This is a genomic window from Spiroplasma endosymbiont of Lariophagus distinguendus (assembly GCF_023846195.1).
Taxonomy (GTDB): domain Bacteria; phylum Bacillota_I; class Bacilli_A; order Mycoplasmatales; family VBWQ01; genus Spiroplasma_E.
On the sequence record NZ_JALMUW010000022.1, the window covers coordinates 1 to 16,453 of the forward strand.

A 16,453-nucleotide genomic window follows, 5' to 3' on the forward strand; every position below is an offset into this window, starting at 1 on the left:
TAAATTTCTTAATTAAATTAGTAACTTTTGGAAAAATTAATAAAAATAAGAAAATTGAAATAGAAATTAGTCAAAAATGAAAAAAAATATCAGAATCATGTAGTAAAAAACCAAAAACAAATCCAACATTATTTTCAAAATCATCTGGAAAAGATTTTAATAAACAACAAGTAAACAATGAATCAACAAACCTACCATTAATAAACTTAAATAAACCAAGAACATCACAAATGTAAAATATTAAGAAAAGAGTTATCTTATTTAAGATGAAATATTATTTTTTTTATCTTGGGGTGACCTTTTCTTTTTTAATTTGTTCAAAGATTCAATTTAGTTAAAATAAAATTATATTTTTTGTCATTATTATTTATACTTTTTTAATTATTTTTAAAAAATTACCTATTTTATTAATAATATTGTTAATATTATATTAAATAATAACTATTAAAAATTTAAGGAGAAATTATGGAAAATAAAATTAATTTAGATAAATTAACTATTAATTCAATTCGTATGTTAGGAGTACAAGCAGTTAATGCTGCTAAAAGTGGCCATCCTGGTATTGTTTTAGGTGCTTCACCAATGACTTTTTCTTTATTTAAAAATCATTTATCTTTTAATCCAAAAAATCCAAAATGATTTAATCGTGATCGATTTGTTTTATCAGCAGGTCATGGTAGTGCTTTATTATATTCAATATTACATCATGCTGGTTATAAATATACAATCAATGATATAAAACAATTCCGTCAATTAAATAGTAATACACCTGGTCATCCCGAATATCATTTAGACTATGGAGTAGAGACGGCTACTGGACCATTAGGTCAGGGTATCGCTAATGCTGTTGGAATGGCGCTTACTGAGAGTTTTCTTAGTGCTAAATATAATCAAAAAGATCTTAATATTATTGATCATTATACATATGCAATTTGTGGTGATGGTGATTTACAAGAAGGTATTGCACAAGAAGCACTTAGTTTTGCTGGACATTTTAAATTAAATAAACTAATTATTTTATATGATTCAAATGATGTTCAATTAGATTCATCTGTTAAATTAGTATATTCAGAAAATTTAAAAATGCGTCTTCAAGCATTAGAGTGAAATTATTTAAAAGTTGAAGATGGTGAAGATGATAAACTTATTTCTGAAGCTATTAAAAAAGCAAAAGTTAGTGATAAACCAACTTTAATTGAAATTAAAACTATAATTGGTTATGGGGCTAGTAAACAAGGAACACCGAGTGTTCATGGCTCTCCTTTAATGGAAGATATTAAAACAGTTGCTAAAAATTTAAACTGAGAATATCCTGAATTTACTGTTCCAAAAGAAGTAATTACTTACTTCACACAAACAGCACTTAATCATGGTTCTAAAATAGAATTAGTTTGAAATCAAAAAGTTGAAAAATATGCAAAATTATATCCAAAATTGTATAAAGAAATTAAATCAGCATTGAAAAATGAAATTTTTAATGAAGATTATCAATTAAATAAAATTGATTGAACTTCAATTATTGGGGTAAATCCACAAGCAACAAGAGTAGACTCTGGTAATATTTTAAAACTTTTATCAGCTCATTGTCCAACATTAATTGGTGGTAGTGCTGATTTAGCTGGCTCAACTAAAGTATTAGTAACAGACAAAGACTTTCTACCTCTTGATCATTCAGGAAGACATATTCATTATGGAGTAAGAGAATTTGCAATGGGCGCTATTGTTAACGGTATGACGTTACATCAAGGCACAATTCCTTTTGGTTCTACTTTTCTTGTGTTTAGTGATTATCTAAAGCCTGCATTACGATTAGCAGCTTTAATGTCAATTCCATCTTTGTTTATTTTTAGTCATGATAGTATCGCAGTTGGCGAAGATGGTCCTACCCATGAACCAGTTGAACAACTAACAATGTTAAGAACTATTCCTAATTTTAATGTAATTCGCCCCGCTGATACAAAAGAAACAATTGGTGCATATTTAATGGCATTATCTAGTAAAACTAACCCTAGTGCTATTATTATTACTAGACAAAATTTACCACAACTTGCAAATAGTAATATTGAGGCAGTTCAAAAAGGTGCTTATATTATTAGTAAAGAGAATAGTAGTAAAGCTTTAGATTTAATTATTATTGCTACCGGTAGTGAAGTTTCATTAGCTATTGCTAGTCAAGAACAACTATGAAACGATCAAAAACTTAATGTTCGTGTAGTTTCAATGCCTTCTACTTTTATTTTTGATAAACAAGATAAAACATATCAAAATAAAATTTTACCTAATGATATTATAAAAGTTGCTATTGAAATGGGTTCTAAAGATAGTTGATATAAATATGTTGCAGGTAATGGCTTTGTTATTGGCGTAAGTACTTTTGGTATTTCTGCTCCTGATAAGGTAGTACTAGAAAAATATGGCTTTACATCAAATCAAGTGTGTGATAAAATTAATAAGTTTTTTAAACAATAAGTAAGGAGAAATTAATAATGATGGTTTGGTGAGCAGTATTAATCATTGGCATTGCTAGTGCGTTAATTGGTGGATTAGTTGGTTTTATTGTTACTAAGAAGATTTTCGAAAAACAATTACAGAAAAATCCTCCTATTAATGAAAATATGATTCGTGCAATGTATTTACAAATGGGGCGTAAACCTACTGAATCTCAAATTAAATCAGTAATGCAAGCAATGAAACGTCAACAAAGTACTACTAAAAAACGATAATTTTTATTAAATATAAGTTGTAAAATAGTTACCATTATGGTAACTATTTTTATTCATTATATTTGTGATAAATTTAATGTTTTATATATCCACTTGTTGATCACTTATTTTGTGGATAATTTTCTTCATTTAATTCTTGTTTAATTTTTTTCTGTCATTTTTTTCTTTTTCTTGATTAGTATTTAATTTATTAATGTTACATTTAAATATTTTCTTTATTTTTTGTTCAATTTTTAAAATTCTTTTCTTATCAATTTTTAATCCAATTAATATTAAATTTTCTTTTATATTTTTTACTGAATTATTTGTATTTAAATGTATTAATATATTATCTTTAATATCATGAAATAATGAGTTATTTGAAAATTCTGGTCTGTATTTAATAATTTCTACTTTTGCCTTATTTGTAATATATTCTTCATATTCTTGATAAAATATGTTTTCTAATATATTTTTTATGTTTTTATCATAAAATAAACTATTATTAATAATGATTGTCAAAGCCGTATCACCATTTTGATTTATGAAATGAATATTTGCATTATTTATTAGTAAAGTATTAACTATTTGTGCTAGTCCATTTTTAGCAGCTAAATGCAAGGCTGTATCACCATTTTGGTTTGCGTGGTTGATATTAGCCCCATTTTCTATTAAAATTTTAATGGAATCTATAAGTTGATAATAGTGACTTGCTACTATTAAAGGACTATCACCATTTTCGTTTGTATAATTTATATTAGTATTTTTTTCTATTAAATTATTGATCTCTTTTTTTATTTCAGAACTAATTTTTTCTTCTTTAATTATATAATCCCAATAATTAAAATATGTAATATTTTGATATGAAGTGACAGAATTTAAAATAACTGATATTATTTTTTCACCATTAATATCTTTATCATTCATTATTTTGTTCCTCCTTTTTGAAATCAAAAACCCATTTATTTTAGTAAAAAATAAATGGGTTAGAAACATATAATAATTAATAATTATATTATAACACTTTTAGTATTAATTTTATTATTGTTTAAATCATTTGTAAATCTATTTCTATGTTTAATATTATTTAGATGTATATAAAAAAATCAGTATTAATAAGTAAATACTGATTTAATATTAGTTATCTTTTAGTGATAGTGCTGTTAATAATTTATTGTATGTAGCAACATCTTGTTTTTTAAAGTATTTTAAGAAACGTTTTCTGCTTGCTACCATTTTTAACAAACTTCGTTTTGCAGTAATATCTTTTTTTTGTACTTGTAGATGGGCTGTTAATTCTAAAATTCTTTTTGTTAAATTAATAATTTGAACTGCAGAAGAACCAGTATCCTTGGCATTTAAGCGAAATTTTTTAATCAATTCATCTTGTTTAATTTGTTCCATATTTGACAACTCTCCTTTAAATATAATTCGGCTTAAGCAAAGCTAATATCGGAGAGAATATTAACAATGTTAAGTCAACACGGCTATAATAATACATTAATTTTAAACATAAAACAAGTATTTTTTAAAAAAATATTTTTATTGAGTTTGTATAAAGAGATGATTTTTTATTTTTTTTCTTCATTTGCTTTTTTATTTTTTTTATCAAAAATAGTCACTTTACGTTCAGTATGATTAAGAATTCTTTTACAATTATCTCAATGACGAATAATAATTAATATTCAAATTAGAGCCATAGTTATATTAACAATATAGTATTGAGTGTCTTGTTGGGAAAGAAAAGAATGCAGTGGTATATTCGGTATTCATGATAAGATAAAAGCAAGTATCATCATTAACATTGAAGATAAAGATGACATTCTACTTAAATATAAAATAAATCATCAACTAGCAATTGTGATAACGCAATAAATAGGATTAATCATTAATAGTACTCCTAATGAAGATGCAGCTCCTTTACCACCACGAAAACCATAAAATAGTGGTCAACAGTGACCAATAATTGCAGCAAGACCAGTTGGATAAATATATGCTTGTTTAAACATTGTTTCATAATTAGGATTAGTAATATCAATAAAGGTTAAACCGTATGCAATTAAAATAGGAATAGCGGGCTTAAAACCATCAATAATTAAAATAATAGCTCCCCATTTACCACCCATAACTCGTGTTGAATTAGTAGCACCAGCATTTTTAGAGTAATAATCTCTAACATCGGTTTTAAATTTTAATTTACTAATAATAATTGAAGGTGAGATTGAGCCAATTAAATAACCAATGATAATAAAAATAAAAGTTCCTAATAGATTAATATGTGCCATTTTTTTCTCCATTCTTGTGCAAGTATTATGTTAATAAAAATTTTATTTTTTGGAAGTTAAATTGTTCTTTTTATCTTTATTATTATAATATAAATTATAAATTATTAATGTTAATAATATGATATTAATAACTGTACCAAAGACATTTGCTGCTAGTAAGGGAATGTTTTTAATTAAACTAGCATAAATTATGAATGAAGTTAAGCCTATTTGATATATGCTATAAGAAATTAACGATAAACCTTTTGTGTTTTTAGTTTTAATTAGTTTAATAGTTTGTGGTAAAAAGGCAACTGAAATAAAAAAGGCACCTATATATCCAATAATATCAATTGCAATATTAGACATTTTTTTCCTCCTTATTTTTTTGTTTAATTAAATTGTTAACAATAATCCCAATTATTATGAAATTTAGTGTAGCAGTAATAGTTTGACAAGTAATCATGGGAATATCATTACGAAATATGCCAAATATTAAAAAAGTAAGACCCCCCAGTTGATAGATACTATATGAAAAAATAGAAAGACCTGAAGTATTTCTTGTTTTAATTAGTTTAATAGTTTGTGGTAAGAATGCCAAAGGAATACAAATGGCTGCAAGATACCCCAATATTTCTATAAAAATGTTCATTTTTTCTCCTTTTAATTAATTTAATTTATCATAATAATTATAATAAAATATTGTGAAAATAGTTATTTATTTTATTTTAAATAATAAAAAATGTGTTTTGCTAAACACATCATTAATTTATTTTTCTTCTTCTTTAATGAAACATTTTTTACATAAAGATTTTCCTTCTTTTGTATCAAGAATGTCAAAAGGTTCAAACATCATTCCGCAATCAAAACATTTTACAGTTTTTGTTAAAGATTCATCATCAGTTTTTTTGTTTTTTTTATTGAATCATTTCATTATATCCTTCCTTTCTAAATATATTAAATAAGTGTGTTAATGACACACTTATTTAATATATTTATTTAGCACAATCTTTACACAAACATTTACCATCTGCTGCTTTAGTACATTCAGATGAATTTTTCATTTTCCCACAACCATCACATTTTTTTTGATCTTTTGCTTCTCCAGTTTTATCCCTTTTTTTAAATGGTCACATATATATAACTTCCTTTCCTCATATCATAATTACTCTACTCAATTATAACAAATTTTATTATTTTCTATGGTATTAACTATTTTTAAAACTTTTTTTGTTAAATTTTGATTAATTATTTTTTTCTATTTTAAGAATATTATTTTTGATTTCTTCAATTTCTTCAATATCAGTTATTCTATTAAATAAGTGAAAAAGCATATAGTTTAATTCTTTTGGTTTATGAAAGTGTTTTTTAAAAAATATTATTGTTTCATCAATAGTTGCCATTAGCGTTACTGCTTGTTTGGTGTTAATGCTATTATTTTGTAATGGTATACGAACAAGTGTTGGCAATTGACTAACAAACATGTAGTCTTCTAAAGATTTTTCTTTTTGTGTATAATAGAAAATTTGAAAAGCACTAATTTTAGCAGCAATTGTTTTACGGACTTCTCCCCACATGTACTTGTGGAGGAAACAATGAAATTGAATGAGTTCAACAATACTTTTCAAACAGAACAAGATTGTTTGAAATATATAGTAAGTTTGAAGGAAAATAAATGTATCAGGTGTTATTGAACAAATTTGAATACTTCTGATTTAAGAAGAATAAGATGTTTGAAATGTCATCAAACATTTAGTATTCTTCATGGCACCATTTTTTACAAGTCACAAATACCTTTGAAATCTTGGTTTTATCTCATCTTTAGATGAATAAACACCAAACATGGAATTCCATCAACTGATGTTGCAAAAGAATTGGGGGTAACTTTGAAAACTGCTTGAAGAATGGGTCATAAAATCAGAACTTGTATTGCCAAACAAGAATCACAATTTATTGTTGAGGGCATAGTGCAAATGGATGAAATGTATCTTTCACATATGGGTTTTAAAAAACAAGGAAGATCCTTGGTGAATAAAACCTTGATTGTTGGTATTTATGAAAAAACAACCAATAAATTAATTGTGAAAGTATTGAAAAATGCAAAAAGTAAAAATCTTTTGCAGTTTGCAAGAAACCACATTTCTTCAAAGTGTCATGTACATACTGATTTTTGAAAAGGATATTGCGATTTTAAATCGGTTTTCACTAAGCATGAAACAGTCAATCATCAAGATAGCTATGTTTCAAAAACTGGTGTAAATACCAACCAAATTGAATCAGTTTGAAAACATATAAGAAGAACATTTAAAACACATATCAAAGTTGCAAAACATCATGTTCATTTATATGCAAAAGAAGCTGCATATAAATTCAATAAGATACCTAGTTTTGAAATTGTAATGCTATGTTTGATTTAAAAATGTGGGGAGAAGTCCGTAGATAGGCTTTTCTCAGCATTTATGTGATAAAATTTAAAAATAGTACATAAAGGGAGAAAAGCCTTGTTTTAATAGCATTTTTTACTGCTGTAACTTGTGAATTAAGCATATTTTTGATTAATAAGGTAATGAAGATGGTAATTGTTCCAATTGGTAAAATAATTGATAAAATTAAGTCTAAGTTAACATTAAACTTTTGAGAAAATATTGATTTTAATAAAGTATAACCATTTTGAAATAAAATAACAGATAAAAATAAAGCAAAGTTTGGTGTTTTTCATCATTTATGCATAATTAATATTTCTGTTTTAATTTTTAAAATATATCAAAAGAAATAAGAAGTTAATACCAAGATAGTACCATAAATTAATACAATGATAGTTGTTAGAAAATTGAAAAAACTAAAAACAATAGCTAAATTAACTGTAAAACCTAGATACATTTTAATATCATAAATTGGATAATCATTAGCAAATTGAGTTGTTAAACCATATTTTCTTTGAAATGCTCGACGACGATAAAGTTTAATAATGATAATAATATAAAAAAGTAAAGCGATTAAAGCGATTAAAATTGTAATAAAGATATATGAATAAGCAGTATTAATGCTATTTAAACGTTGTGTTCATGCGCTTCCTCAGTCACTTATTGGTGAATCATCATGTTTAGTAAAAATTAATGGAATTTATGGAAAAAGTTGCAATTAAAAATCAATTTAAAGTTATATCTCTTCATGCCCAAATTCAAGCACTAAATTTTTATAAAAATTTGGGTTATAAAGTTTGTTCTGAAATATTTTTGGACGCTGGAATTAAACATTGTAAAATGGAGAAAAAATATATAATGAAGGTAAATTTTAAAGAATAATATTTTAAATACATTGTTTTTAAAAAAAACAATGAAAGGAAAAGAATATGTTTGAGTGAGTTAGAGAAATATTTGGAATAAATATAAATATTAATAACAAAGAAGCAAAAATGATAGATGCTATTAAAAATAAAAAGTTAGATGTAGTTAATAAAATATTAAAATATGATATTAATATTGATTATATTGATAGAACTGGTTATACGCCTTTAATGTGAGCAGCTGAAAAAGGTTACCTAGAAATAGTTAATGTTTTATTAGCACATAATGCTAATATTAATTACATATCTGTAAATGGTAATACTGCTTTAATCTTAGCTGCTAAAAAAAATTATACAAAAATAGTTAATCTGTTATTAGAACATAATGCTAATTTTAGTTGTGAGGAACAATTTGGTAATACTGCTTTAATTTTAAGTGCTGAAAATGGAAATTTGGAAATAGTTAAAAATTTATTAACACATAATGTTAATGTTAATCATGAAAATCTATATGGCGAAACTGCTTTGTTAGTCGCTGCTAAAAATGGATATACAGAAATAGTTAATGATTTACTAGCAAATGGCGCTAATATTAATCATGTCTCTATAAATGGTAATACTGCTTTAATATTAGCAATTAAATCTAATTATTTAGATATAGCGGCACTTAGGCACTTGGCACTTAGGCACTTGGCACTTAGCCCTTTTTACTAGACCATTAATTTAAAAAACCTGAATGTATTCGAAAAACAATTGTGTTATATAATTAACACTAATTTTGACATGAAAGGATTTTTATTAATGGATAAAATTAAACAAATAGAATTATTTATTAGAAAATTAAATATTAATCAAAAAATTAAAATTATTGATCATTGCAAGAATCAATATTCGATTAGACATCTTTCTCAATATCTTCAATTAAACAGATCAACATATTACTTTTTAAAAAACAAACAAAAACCTATTAAAAAAGAAATAAATCACCTTGATCATTGTAACCATAAATATCAAAAATTATGCAAATTTTTAATTGAATTTCATTCTACAAGAAAAGGTAGAATTTATGGATATTTACGAATTTTTTCAGCATTTAAAGAATGATTAAAACAAGAAAAAAACATTCACTTAAATATAGAATTATCAACAAAACAAATGCGAAAAATTATGAAAGATCACAACATCCAAGGTTTAAAACAAACTAAAAATAATAATAGTAAAAATAAAAAGACTGCACATAAATGAATACCTACAATGGATAAAGTCAACAAAAATTATAAAATCACAACTTCTTCTAATCAAATTTGATCAATGGATACTAAACAAATCAATACTAAAGAAGGCTGATTATACCTTTTGGTAATTATTGATTTTTATTCAAATAATGTTGTTAGTTATAATACTGCTTCTAATAAATCATATAAAGATTTAATAAAACCTGCTCTTGAAAAAATAACACAACAATTTTCTTTAAAACAAATCAAAAGCGTTATTTTACATTCAGATAATGCTGCTGAATTTTATTGCCAAGACATATCCAACTGAACTATTGACAAACAAATAATCTTAAGCAAAAAGCAACCTTATGATATTGGCGGTAATGTTCTATCAGAAAACTGATTCTCACATTTATCTCAAGAATGATTACCCAAAGGTTCAAACCAATATTTAACAATCAATGAAGCTATAAATGATGTAAATCAATATGTTATGTTTTATAATTATGAAAGAATACATTCTAAATTTCTAAAACCACCAATTTTACAAATTAAAATTTAGAAAAAAAGTATGAAAGTGGTCCAGTAATTAGGGCCAACCACCCTTATTGATTTTTATTCAAATAATGTTGTTAGTTATAATACTGCTTCTAATAAATCATATAAAGATTTAATAAAACCTGCTCTTGAAAAAATAACACAACAATTTTCTTTAAAACAAATCAAAAGCGTTATTTTACATTCAGATAATGCTGCTGAATTTTATTGCCAAGACATATCCAACTGAACTATGTCAATATCGAGTGAAAATTTCCCAAAAATATTTATCAAAAAAGTAAATTATTTTGGAAAGTTAAACTGTTAAATAAACACAAATTCCAAATAACCTTTAAAATTTTAATTCCTGTTTTTAATATAGGAATTTTTTTTGTATAATTTAAGGCTTTTCTCCCTTTATGTACTATTTTTAAATTTTATCACATAAATGCTGAGAAAAGCCTATCTACGGACTTCTCCCCACATTTTTAAATCAAACATAGCATTACAATTTCAAAACTAGGTATCTTATTGAATTTATATGCAGCTTCTTTTGCATATAAATGAACATGATGTTTTGCAACTTTGATATGTGTTTTAAATGTTCTTCTTATATGTTTTCAAACTGATTCAATTTGGTTGGTATTTACACCAGTTTTTGAAACATAGCTATCTTGATGATTGACTGTTTCATGCTTAGTGAAAACCGATTTAAAATCGCAATATCCTTTTCAAAAATCAGTATGTACATGACACTTTGAAGAAATGTGGTTTCTTGCAAACTGCAAAAGATTTTTACTTTTTGCATTTTTCAATACTTTCACAATTAATTTATTGGTTGTTTTTTCATAAATACCAACAATCAAGGTTTTATTCACCAAGGATCTTCCTTGTTTTTTAAAACCCATATGTGAAAGATACATTTCATCCATTTGCACTATGCCCTCAACAATAAATTGTGATTCTTGTTTGGCAATACAAGTTCTGATTTTATGACCCATTCTTCAAGCAGTTTTCAAAGTTACCCCCAATTCTTTTGCAACATCAGTTGATGGAATTCCATGTTTGGTGTTTATTCATCTAAAGATGAGATAAAACCAAGATTTCAAAGGTATTTGTGACTTGTAAAAAATGGTGCCATGAAGAATACTAAATGTTTGATGACATTTCAAACATCTTATTCTTCTTAAATCAGAAGTATTCAAATTTGTTCAATAACACCTGATACATTTATTTTCCTTCAAACTTACTATATATTTCAAACAATCTTGTTCTGTTTGAAAAGTATTGTTGAACTCATTCAATTTCATTGTTTCCTCCACAAGTACATGTGGGGAGAAGTCCGAAAGGTAATTTTCATTTAATTATACAGATTAAATTTATACAATTAATTAAGTAAACACTCAAATCATAATAAAATAATAATTAATGTAATATAACAAAAATTATATATAATAGATATAGTAAAAAAAGATTTAAAGATTGAGGAGAAAAATATGAATATTATAAAATCGGTATTAAGATTAATGTCGGCAGTTGCTTTAACTACAGTTAGCACAAGCTCAGTTATTGCATGTGATAATCAAGATTTCGAAGAAAATTTATTAAATGCAAAAGTTTCACAAGGTTTAAAATTGACTAATGCTACTGGCGAAGGATTATTAATGCCTACTATTAATATTGATGAAAATGATAAATCACAAGTAACCTGAAAAATCAATACAACTAATATTAAGGTAATAAATTTGGTTAAAAATGATAAAAAAGCTAAAGATGAAGAAAGTTTTCAATTTTTAAAAAATGCCTTAAATATTAAAATTGATAGTGGCACAAAATTAGAAGATGCTATTTTTAATGAAACAGAATTAAATGGTGTAACTACTATTATTTCAAATATTAATGTTGAATTAAATCCAGTAACAGACAAAAATGATTTTTACATTGTAAAAGGTTCATATAATATAATATTTACAAATGGTGTTACAAAAACTGATAAATATAAAGTAGTTATAAAAACAAGTCCAAATGGAGTAGTTGGTCATGATATTTTTCCAATTAAAAAAACAGATTTTAATAGTAATTTTCAAAGTGAATTTAAAGTAGGTCAATCAGTAAGTAAATTTCAAATTAAGAGTGATTTGACTTCAATGTTAGATAATTCTAAAGATAATGTTAAAACAATCTTTGGAATCCAAAAATTATTAAATAAAGGACCACTAAAATTATTAGTAACAAAAAATGATAAAACAACAGGTAATTTTATGGCCAATGATAAAATTACAGTTAGATTTAAAATCGGTGAAGTTATGATTCTTGTAGGAGAAGAATTAATAGTTAACCCTTAATAATAACATCATATTCAATGCTAATTATGTTTAATAAAATATATCAAAAAAATAAAAAATAGTTTTTAAAACTATTTTTTATTTAATATAACAGGAATAATTAAAGGGTTTCTTCTTTTCTTTTTAAATATATAAGGTGCTAATGTTGATTTGATAGCATTTTTTATTGTAGCAAAAGTAGGTCTTTCACTTTTTAATACTTCATTAATAGCTTTTGTTAGTAATGATATTGCTTCAGATACTAAAGGTGCTGCATCACGAACATAGAAAGAACCGCGAGAAATAAACGTTGGTGGTGCTAATAATTTATTATTTTGTGAATCAATAGAAACAACAATTGCAATTAAACCATCTTTAGAAAGAATTTGTCTATCACGGATTACTGCAGCAGTTGTTACTCCAGACATATCTTTACCACCATCAACATAAATAGGATCAGCAGCAATGCGTTTATCGCTTAAAGAACATTTACCATTATCCATAATAATTGGATCACCGTTAGCACAAATAAATATATTTTCTTCAGGGATTCCAATTGATACAGCTGTTTCTTTATGAACTTTTAACATTCGATAATCACCATGCATTGGCATAAAGTATGATGGTTTAATTAAATTTAACATTAATTTTTGTTCTTCTTGTGAAGCATGACCAGAAGTATGCAATCAATTTAATGGTGAATTTTCTTCAACAATCGCACTAAGTCGTGTTAGTTTATTAACTACTCTTTCAACGTCAGCACGGTTACCGGGAATTGCTGATGAAGAGAATATTACTGTATCACCGGGTATAATTTTTATTTGACGATGTTCGCGATTAGCAATTCTTGATAATGCTGCCATTGGTTCACCTTGGGAACCCGTACAAATAATAACAATTTGATTATTATCATATTTTTTAGCTTCTTCTGCTTTAATAAATGAACTATCACGAACTTTTAAATGTCCCATTTGACGAATAACATTAACTATTCTTTCTAAACTTCTTCCAACAACAATAACTTTTCTATTATGTTTTGTTGCAACTTCAATAATTTGTTGTAAACGGTGTACATTAGAAGCAAAAGTAGAAATTAAAATTCTGCCCTTTGCTTTAGCAAATATTTCACTAATTCTTTTAACAACAAGCATTTCTGTCATTGTATAACCGGGTACTTCAGCATTCGTTGAATCTGCTAAAAATAATGTTACTCCTTTTTGACCCATTTGTGCCATTTTATCAATATCTGCTTTATGACCTAAAGGTGTTCAATCGAATTTATAATCACCTGTTGTTACAACAGTTCCATTTGAATTTTCTACACAAATTCCATATGCATCAGGAATTGAATGATTAACAGCAAAAAAACTAATAATAAATCTGTTAGTTTTAATTTTACTATTACCATCAACAATATTTATTTTTATTTTTGATTTTATTCCTTTGTCCTTAATTTTATGACGAATTAAAGCTGCTGCTAAGTTAGGAGCATAAATAGCTGGAATATCACTAATTTCTTTTAATAAGTATGGTATACCACCAATATGATCTTCATGACCATGAGTAATAAATATTCCTTTAATTTTATGTTTATTTTCTTTTAGGTAACTATAATCAGGAATTACTGCTTCAATTCCTGGCATAGAAGCATCAGCAAATTTTACTCCAGCATCAATAATAATAATTTCATTATCTTGTTCAATTACATAAGTATTTTTTCCAACTTCTTCTAGCCCACCAAGTGCAAAGATTTTCGTGACGAACTTTTTAACTGGCATAGTATTTTTTGTGGGTGTATCACTCATATTTTTTCTCCTTCATTCATTTTAAAATTATAAGGAAATAACATAAAACATAACATAAAAAAATGTAATGAATTTAATCATGTTTTTACTTATTACTTATTTGGTATATTATATTTAACTATAATAAAACAATTTAAAAACTTAAGTTTATCATTCTACTTTATATCATAATCCATTTATCATCATTAAGTCAAGGATTATCCTTATTAATGTGATGATAAAAGAGTTTTCCTTCTAAATGGTCTTGCTCATGTTGAAAAACAATTGCTTCATAACCTCTAACAGTTAAAGTTACTTTTTTCTTTTTTAAATAGTCATAACCTGTAACGTTGATTTTATAACTACGTGGAACTAAACCTTCATGAGGGTGATTAGTTACACTTAAACAACCTTCACCTTTTTTTAAATAAGCTATTTGTTCGCTTTTACCAATGATTTTTGGATTTATTAATGCATGTTCATAGTAAATAATCTTTTCATTTTTATCAGGAATTGGTAATAAAATATAATACATTTTTATATTTTCTCCAATTTGTGGTGCAGCAATACCAATAGCTTCGGTTAAAATGTTGTTAGCATTAAATTCTTTATCTTGTGATGCTTTTACTCAATCAATCATACGTTTCATAATATTTTCATCTTTAGGTGTTAAGGGTAAAATAACATCAGCACAAGGTTTTAATAAACTAGGTTTTGTATCTTCAGTAATTCAAGATGTTGATGGTACTTCGTTTTGTAATTTTTTTAACATTGCAGATCCTTTCATCAGTTTGTAATAAATAATAAATTAAACTAATTTGCTTTTATCAAATTTAATGATAAAGTTATTATAAACTAAATTTTGGAGAAAATATGAAAATTATTGCTGGAAAATTAAAAGGAAAAAAAATAATTACTTTAGATGGTTTATCAACACGGCCAACCTTAAATCGAATTAAAGAAAATATTTTTAATATTATGTTAAATTATTGTAGTTTTGAAGATAAAATTGTTGTTGATTTATTTGCTGGAAGTGGTAATTTACTTCTTGAAAGTTTATCACGAGGGGCAATATTTGCTTTTGCAAATGATATTAATAAAGCTGCTTGTAATATTATTAATCAAAATTGTTTTGCTTGTAATTTACAAGAACAAGTTAAATTAAGTAATTTGGATTATCAAATTTTTACTAAAACACTAGTACAACAGTGTGATATTGTTTTTATTGATCCACCGTTTGCAAATATTACTTGTCAACAGTGAATTATTGATTTCTTTTATAAAAATAATTTACTTGCTAATAATGCTTTAATTGTTTTAGAAACAAATGTACCACTTGAAAATTTACAATTAAATTTCCATTTTAAAGTAGTATCTAATAAAAAATACGGTAAAATATATATTAAAATAATTCAATTTTATGAAAAGTAGAAAGTAGAATGTAAATGGCACAAAAAAAAGGAAAATTAATTATTCTTTCTGGACCAAGTGGTGTTGGTAAGGGTGCAATTATTGCTAAATTATTTGCTGATAAATCATTAAATTTAGCATATTCAGTTTCGATGACAACAAGAAAACCACGTAATAAAGAACAAGATGGCATTAATTATTTTTTTGTTGATGTATCAACTTTTTTAAATCATGTTAAAGGTAATGATTTTTTAGAATATACAAATTTTATTGGTAATTACTATGGTACTAATAAGAGTTATGTTTTAAATTTGCAAAATCAAGGTTATAACGTTATTTTGGAAATTGAGGTTGATGGTGCTAGTCAAGTTTTAAAAAATTATGAACATCGCAATGATATTATGAGTATTTTTATTATGCCTCCTTCTTATCAAGAATTAGAACAAAGAATTCGTATGCGTGCTAGTGAGTCAGAAGCAATTATTGAGAAAAGATTAAATAAAGCAAAAGAAGAATTTAAAGTTCAACATGAATATGATTATATTGTTATTAACGATGACTTAGATATTGCTGTTAAAGAAATAACAGATATTATTAAAAATAATATTAATTAGTTTTTGATTTGATAGTTTAGAATTAAATATTAAAAACATTTAACGATGTTAATTTGTATAAAAATATAATGGTATAGAAAACTATATTACAATAATTTTATAAACTTAATATCAAGTTTATTTTAAATCTTATTTCTTTAATTTTAAAGCAATAGATTTTTTATAAGCTTTTTAAATGTTAAAAATGTTTTTTATGATTTTTTTGTAATTTTGGTAACCAGAATCAGCCAAAATTTGTATTTTTGGATTAATAAAAAGTAAAAATTATAAGTAGTGCTAAAAGAAAAAAAGTGTTGAAATAAGTTTTTGTATTAA

General features: G+C 25.1%; 22 protein-coding genes. 10 read left to right on the forward strand and 12 right to left on the reverse strand.

Going from position 1 to position 16,453, the window contains the following annotated elements; genetic code table 4:
- The 3 genes from M0D11_RS02905 to M0D11_RS02915 all read left to right on the forward strand — a co-directional run.
- Positions 1-236 (forward strand): hypothetical protein (locus tag M0D11_RS02905; RefSeq protein ID WP_252319934.1); only part of this gene is annotated, 236 nt, incomplete at its 5' end.
- Between the two features lie 229 nt (positions 237-465).
- Positions 466-2,469 carry a transketolase gene (gene tkt, locus M0D11_RS02910; RefSeq protein ID WP_252319936.1) on the forward strand — a complete coding sequence of 668 codons (2,004 nt, stop codon included), beginning with the start codon at positions 466-468 and terminating at the stop codon, positions 2,467-2,469.
- 17 nt (positions 2,470-2,486) lie between these two features.
- Positions 2,487-2,723, forward strand: coding sequence for a YneF family protein (locus M0D11_RS02915; RefSeq protein ID WP_252319938.1), 237 nt, complete (start codon positions 2,487-2,489; stop codon positions 2,721-2,723).
- A 129-nt stretch (positions 2,724-2,852) separates the two neighbouring features.
- On the opposite strand, the gene M0D11_RS02920 is transcribed toward M0D11_RS02915, so the two are convergent.
- The 8 genes from M0D11_RS02920 to M0D11_RS02955 form a co-directional block, all read right to left on the reverse strand.
- Entirely contained in the window at positions 2,853-3,629 is a 777-nt protein-coding gene (locus M0D11_RS02920; RefSeq protein WP_252319940.1) for an ankyrin repeat domain-containing protein, read from the reverse strand.
- Between the two features lie 210 nt (positions 3,630-3,839).
- Positions 3,840-4,106 (reverse strand): 30S ribosomal protein S15, encoded by a 267-nt coding sequence (gene rpsO / locus M0D11_RS02925; RefSeq protein WP_252319942.1) that lies wholly within the window; start codon positions 4,104-4,106, stop codon positions 3,840-3,842.
- 167 nt (positions 4,107-4,273) lie between these two features.
- The gene (plsY, locus tag M0D11_RS02930; protein ID WP_252319945.1) at positions 4,274-4,987 is read right to left on the reverse strand and encodes a glycerol-3-phosphate 1-O-acyltransferase PlsY; all 714 of its coding nucleotides are present in this window, start codon (positions 4,985-4,987) and stop codon (positions 4,274-4,276) included.
- Between the two features lie 42 nt (positions 4,988-5,029).
- Positions 5,030-5,335: a SemiSWEET family sugar transporter gene (locus M0D11_RS02935; protein WP_252319947.1), complete on the reverse strand. Its 306-nt coding sequence runs from the start codon at positions 5,333-5,335 to the stop codon at positions 5,030-5,032.
- On the reverse strand, positions 5,328-5,618 hold the full coding sequence (locus tag M0D11_RS02940) for a SemiSWEET family sugar transporter (protein ID WP_252319949.1): 291 nt from the start codon (positions 5,616-5,618) through the stop codon (positions 5,328-5,330). Before M0D11_RS02940 ends, M0D11_RS02935 begins: the two co-directional genes overlap by 8 nt.
- Before the next feature lie 117 nt (positions 5,619-5,735).
- Complete coding sequence (locus M0D11_RS02945) at positions 5,736-5,900, reverse strand: hypothetical protein (protein WP_174481051.1); 165 nt, start codon at positions 5,898-5,900, stop codon at positions 5,736-5,738.
- 61 nt (positions 5,901-5,961) lie between these two features.
- On the reverse strand, positions 5,962-6,102 hold the full coding sequence (locus M0D11_RS02950; RefSeq protein ID WP_252319951.1) for a hypothetical protein: 141 nt from the start codon (positions 6,100-6,102) through the stop codon (positions 5,962-5,964).
- 108 nt (positions 6,103-6,210) lie between these two features.
- Complete coding sequence (locus tag M0D11_RS02955) at positions 6,211-6,543, reverse strand: hypothetical protein (RefSeq protein WP_252319953.1); 333 nt, start codon at positions 6,541-6,543, stop codon at positions 6,211-6,213.
- Between the two features lie 219 nt (positions 6,544-6,762).
- On the opposite strand from M0D11_RS02955, the gene M0D11_RS02960 reads away from it, so the two are divergent.
- Complete coding sequence (locus tag M0D11_RS02960) at positions 6,763-7,383, forward strand: IS1595 family transposase (protein ID WP_252318950.1); 621 nt, start codon at positions 6,763-6,765, stop codon at positions 7,381-7,383.
- Between the two features lie 40 nt (positions 7,384-7,423).
- Here M0D11_RS02960 and M0D11_RS02965 read toward each other — a convergent pair whose 3' ends face one another.
- Positions 7,424-7,846, reverse strand: coding sequence for a hypothetical protein (locus M0D11_RS02965; protein WP_252319955.1), 423 nt, complete (start codon positions 7,844-7,846; stop codon positions 7,424-7,426).
- 236 nt (positions 7,847-8,082) lie between these two features.
- Between M0D11_RS02965 and M0D11_RS02970 the strand changes: the two genes are divergently transcribed.
- The 3 genes from M0D11_RS02970 (at position 8,083) to M0D11_RS02980 (ending at position 10,031) form a co-directional block, all read left to right on the forward strand.
- Positions 8,083-8,271, forward strand: a complete 189-nt coding sequence (locus M0D11_RS02970) for a GNAT family N-acetyltransferase (RefSeq protein ID WP_252319957.1) — start codon at positions 8,083-8,085, stop codon at positions 8,269-8,271.
- 47 nt (positions 8,272-8,318) lie between these two features.
- Entirely contained in the window at positions 8,319-8,966 is a 648-nt protein-coding gene (locus M0D11_RS02975; protein ID WP_252319959.1) for an ankyrin repeat domain-containing protein, read from the forward strand.
- Positions 8,967-9,035: 69 nt separating this feature from the next.
- The gene (locus M0D11_RS02980; protein ID WP_252319878.1) at positions 9,036-10,031 is read left to right on the forward strand and encodes an IS3 family transposase; all 996 of its coding nucleotides are present in this window, start codon (positions 9,036-9,038) and stop codon (positions 10,029-10,031) included.
- 463 nt (positions 10,032-10,494) lie between these two features.
- On the opposite strand, the gene M0D11_RS02985 is transcribed toward M0D11_RS02980, so the two are convergent.
- On the reverse strand, positions 10,495-11,115 hold the full coding sequence (locus M0D11_RS02985) for an IS1595 family transposase (protein ID WP_252318950.1): 621 nt from the start codon (positions 11,113-11,115) through the stop codon (positions 10,495-10,497).
- A 387-nt stretch (positions 11,116-11,502) separates the two neighbouring features.
- Between M0D11_RS02985 and M0D11_RS02990 the strand changes: the two genes are divergently transcribed.
- Positions 11,503-12,351: a hypothetical protein gene (locus M0D11_RS02990; protein ID WP_252319961.1), complete on the forward strand. Its 849-nt coding sequence runs from the start codon at positions 11,503-11,505 to the stop codon at positions 12,349-12,351.
- Between the two features lie 71 nt (positions 12,352-12,422).
- Here the strand turns inward: M0D11_RS02990 and M0D11_RS02995 are convergent, their stop codons facing one another.
- On the reverse strand, positions 12,423-14,135 hold the full coding sequence (locus tag M0D11_RS02995) for a ribonuclease J (protein WP_252319963.1): 1,713 nt from the start codon (positions 14,133-14,135) through the stop codon (positions 12,423-12,425).
- A gap of 160 nt (positions 14,136-14,295) precedes the next feature.
- A complete protein-coding gene (gene def / locus M0D11_RS03000) occupies positions 14,296-14,901 on the reverse strand; it encodes a peptide deformylase (RefSeq protein WP_252319965.1) in 606 nt (201 codons plus the stop codon).
- 86 nt (positions 14,902-14,987) lie between these two features.
- Here def and M0D11_RS03005 point away from each other — a divergent pair, with 86 nt between their 5' ends.
- Together M0D11_RS03005 and gmk are read left to right on the forward strand one after the other, a co-directional pair.
- Complete coding sequence (locus M0D11_RS03005; RefSeq protein WP_252319967.1) at positions 14,988-15,545, forward strand: RsmD family RNA methyltransferase; 558 nt, start codon at positions 14,988-14,990, stop codon at positions 15,543-15,545.
- A 14-nt stretch (positions 15,546-15,559) separates the two neighbouring features.
- Positions 15,560-16,138, forward strand: coding sequence for a guanylate kinase (gene gmk, locus M0D11_RS03010; protein WP_252319969.1), 579 nt, complete (start codon positions 15,560-15,562; stop codon positions 16,136-16,138).
- The last annotated feature ends 315 nt before the right edge of the window (positions 16,139-16,453 follow it).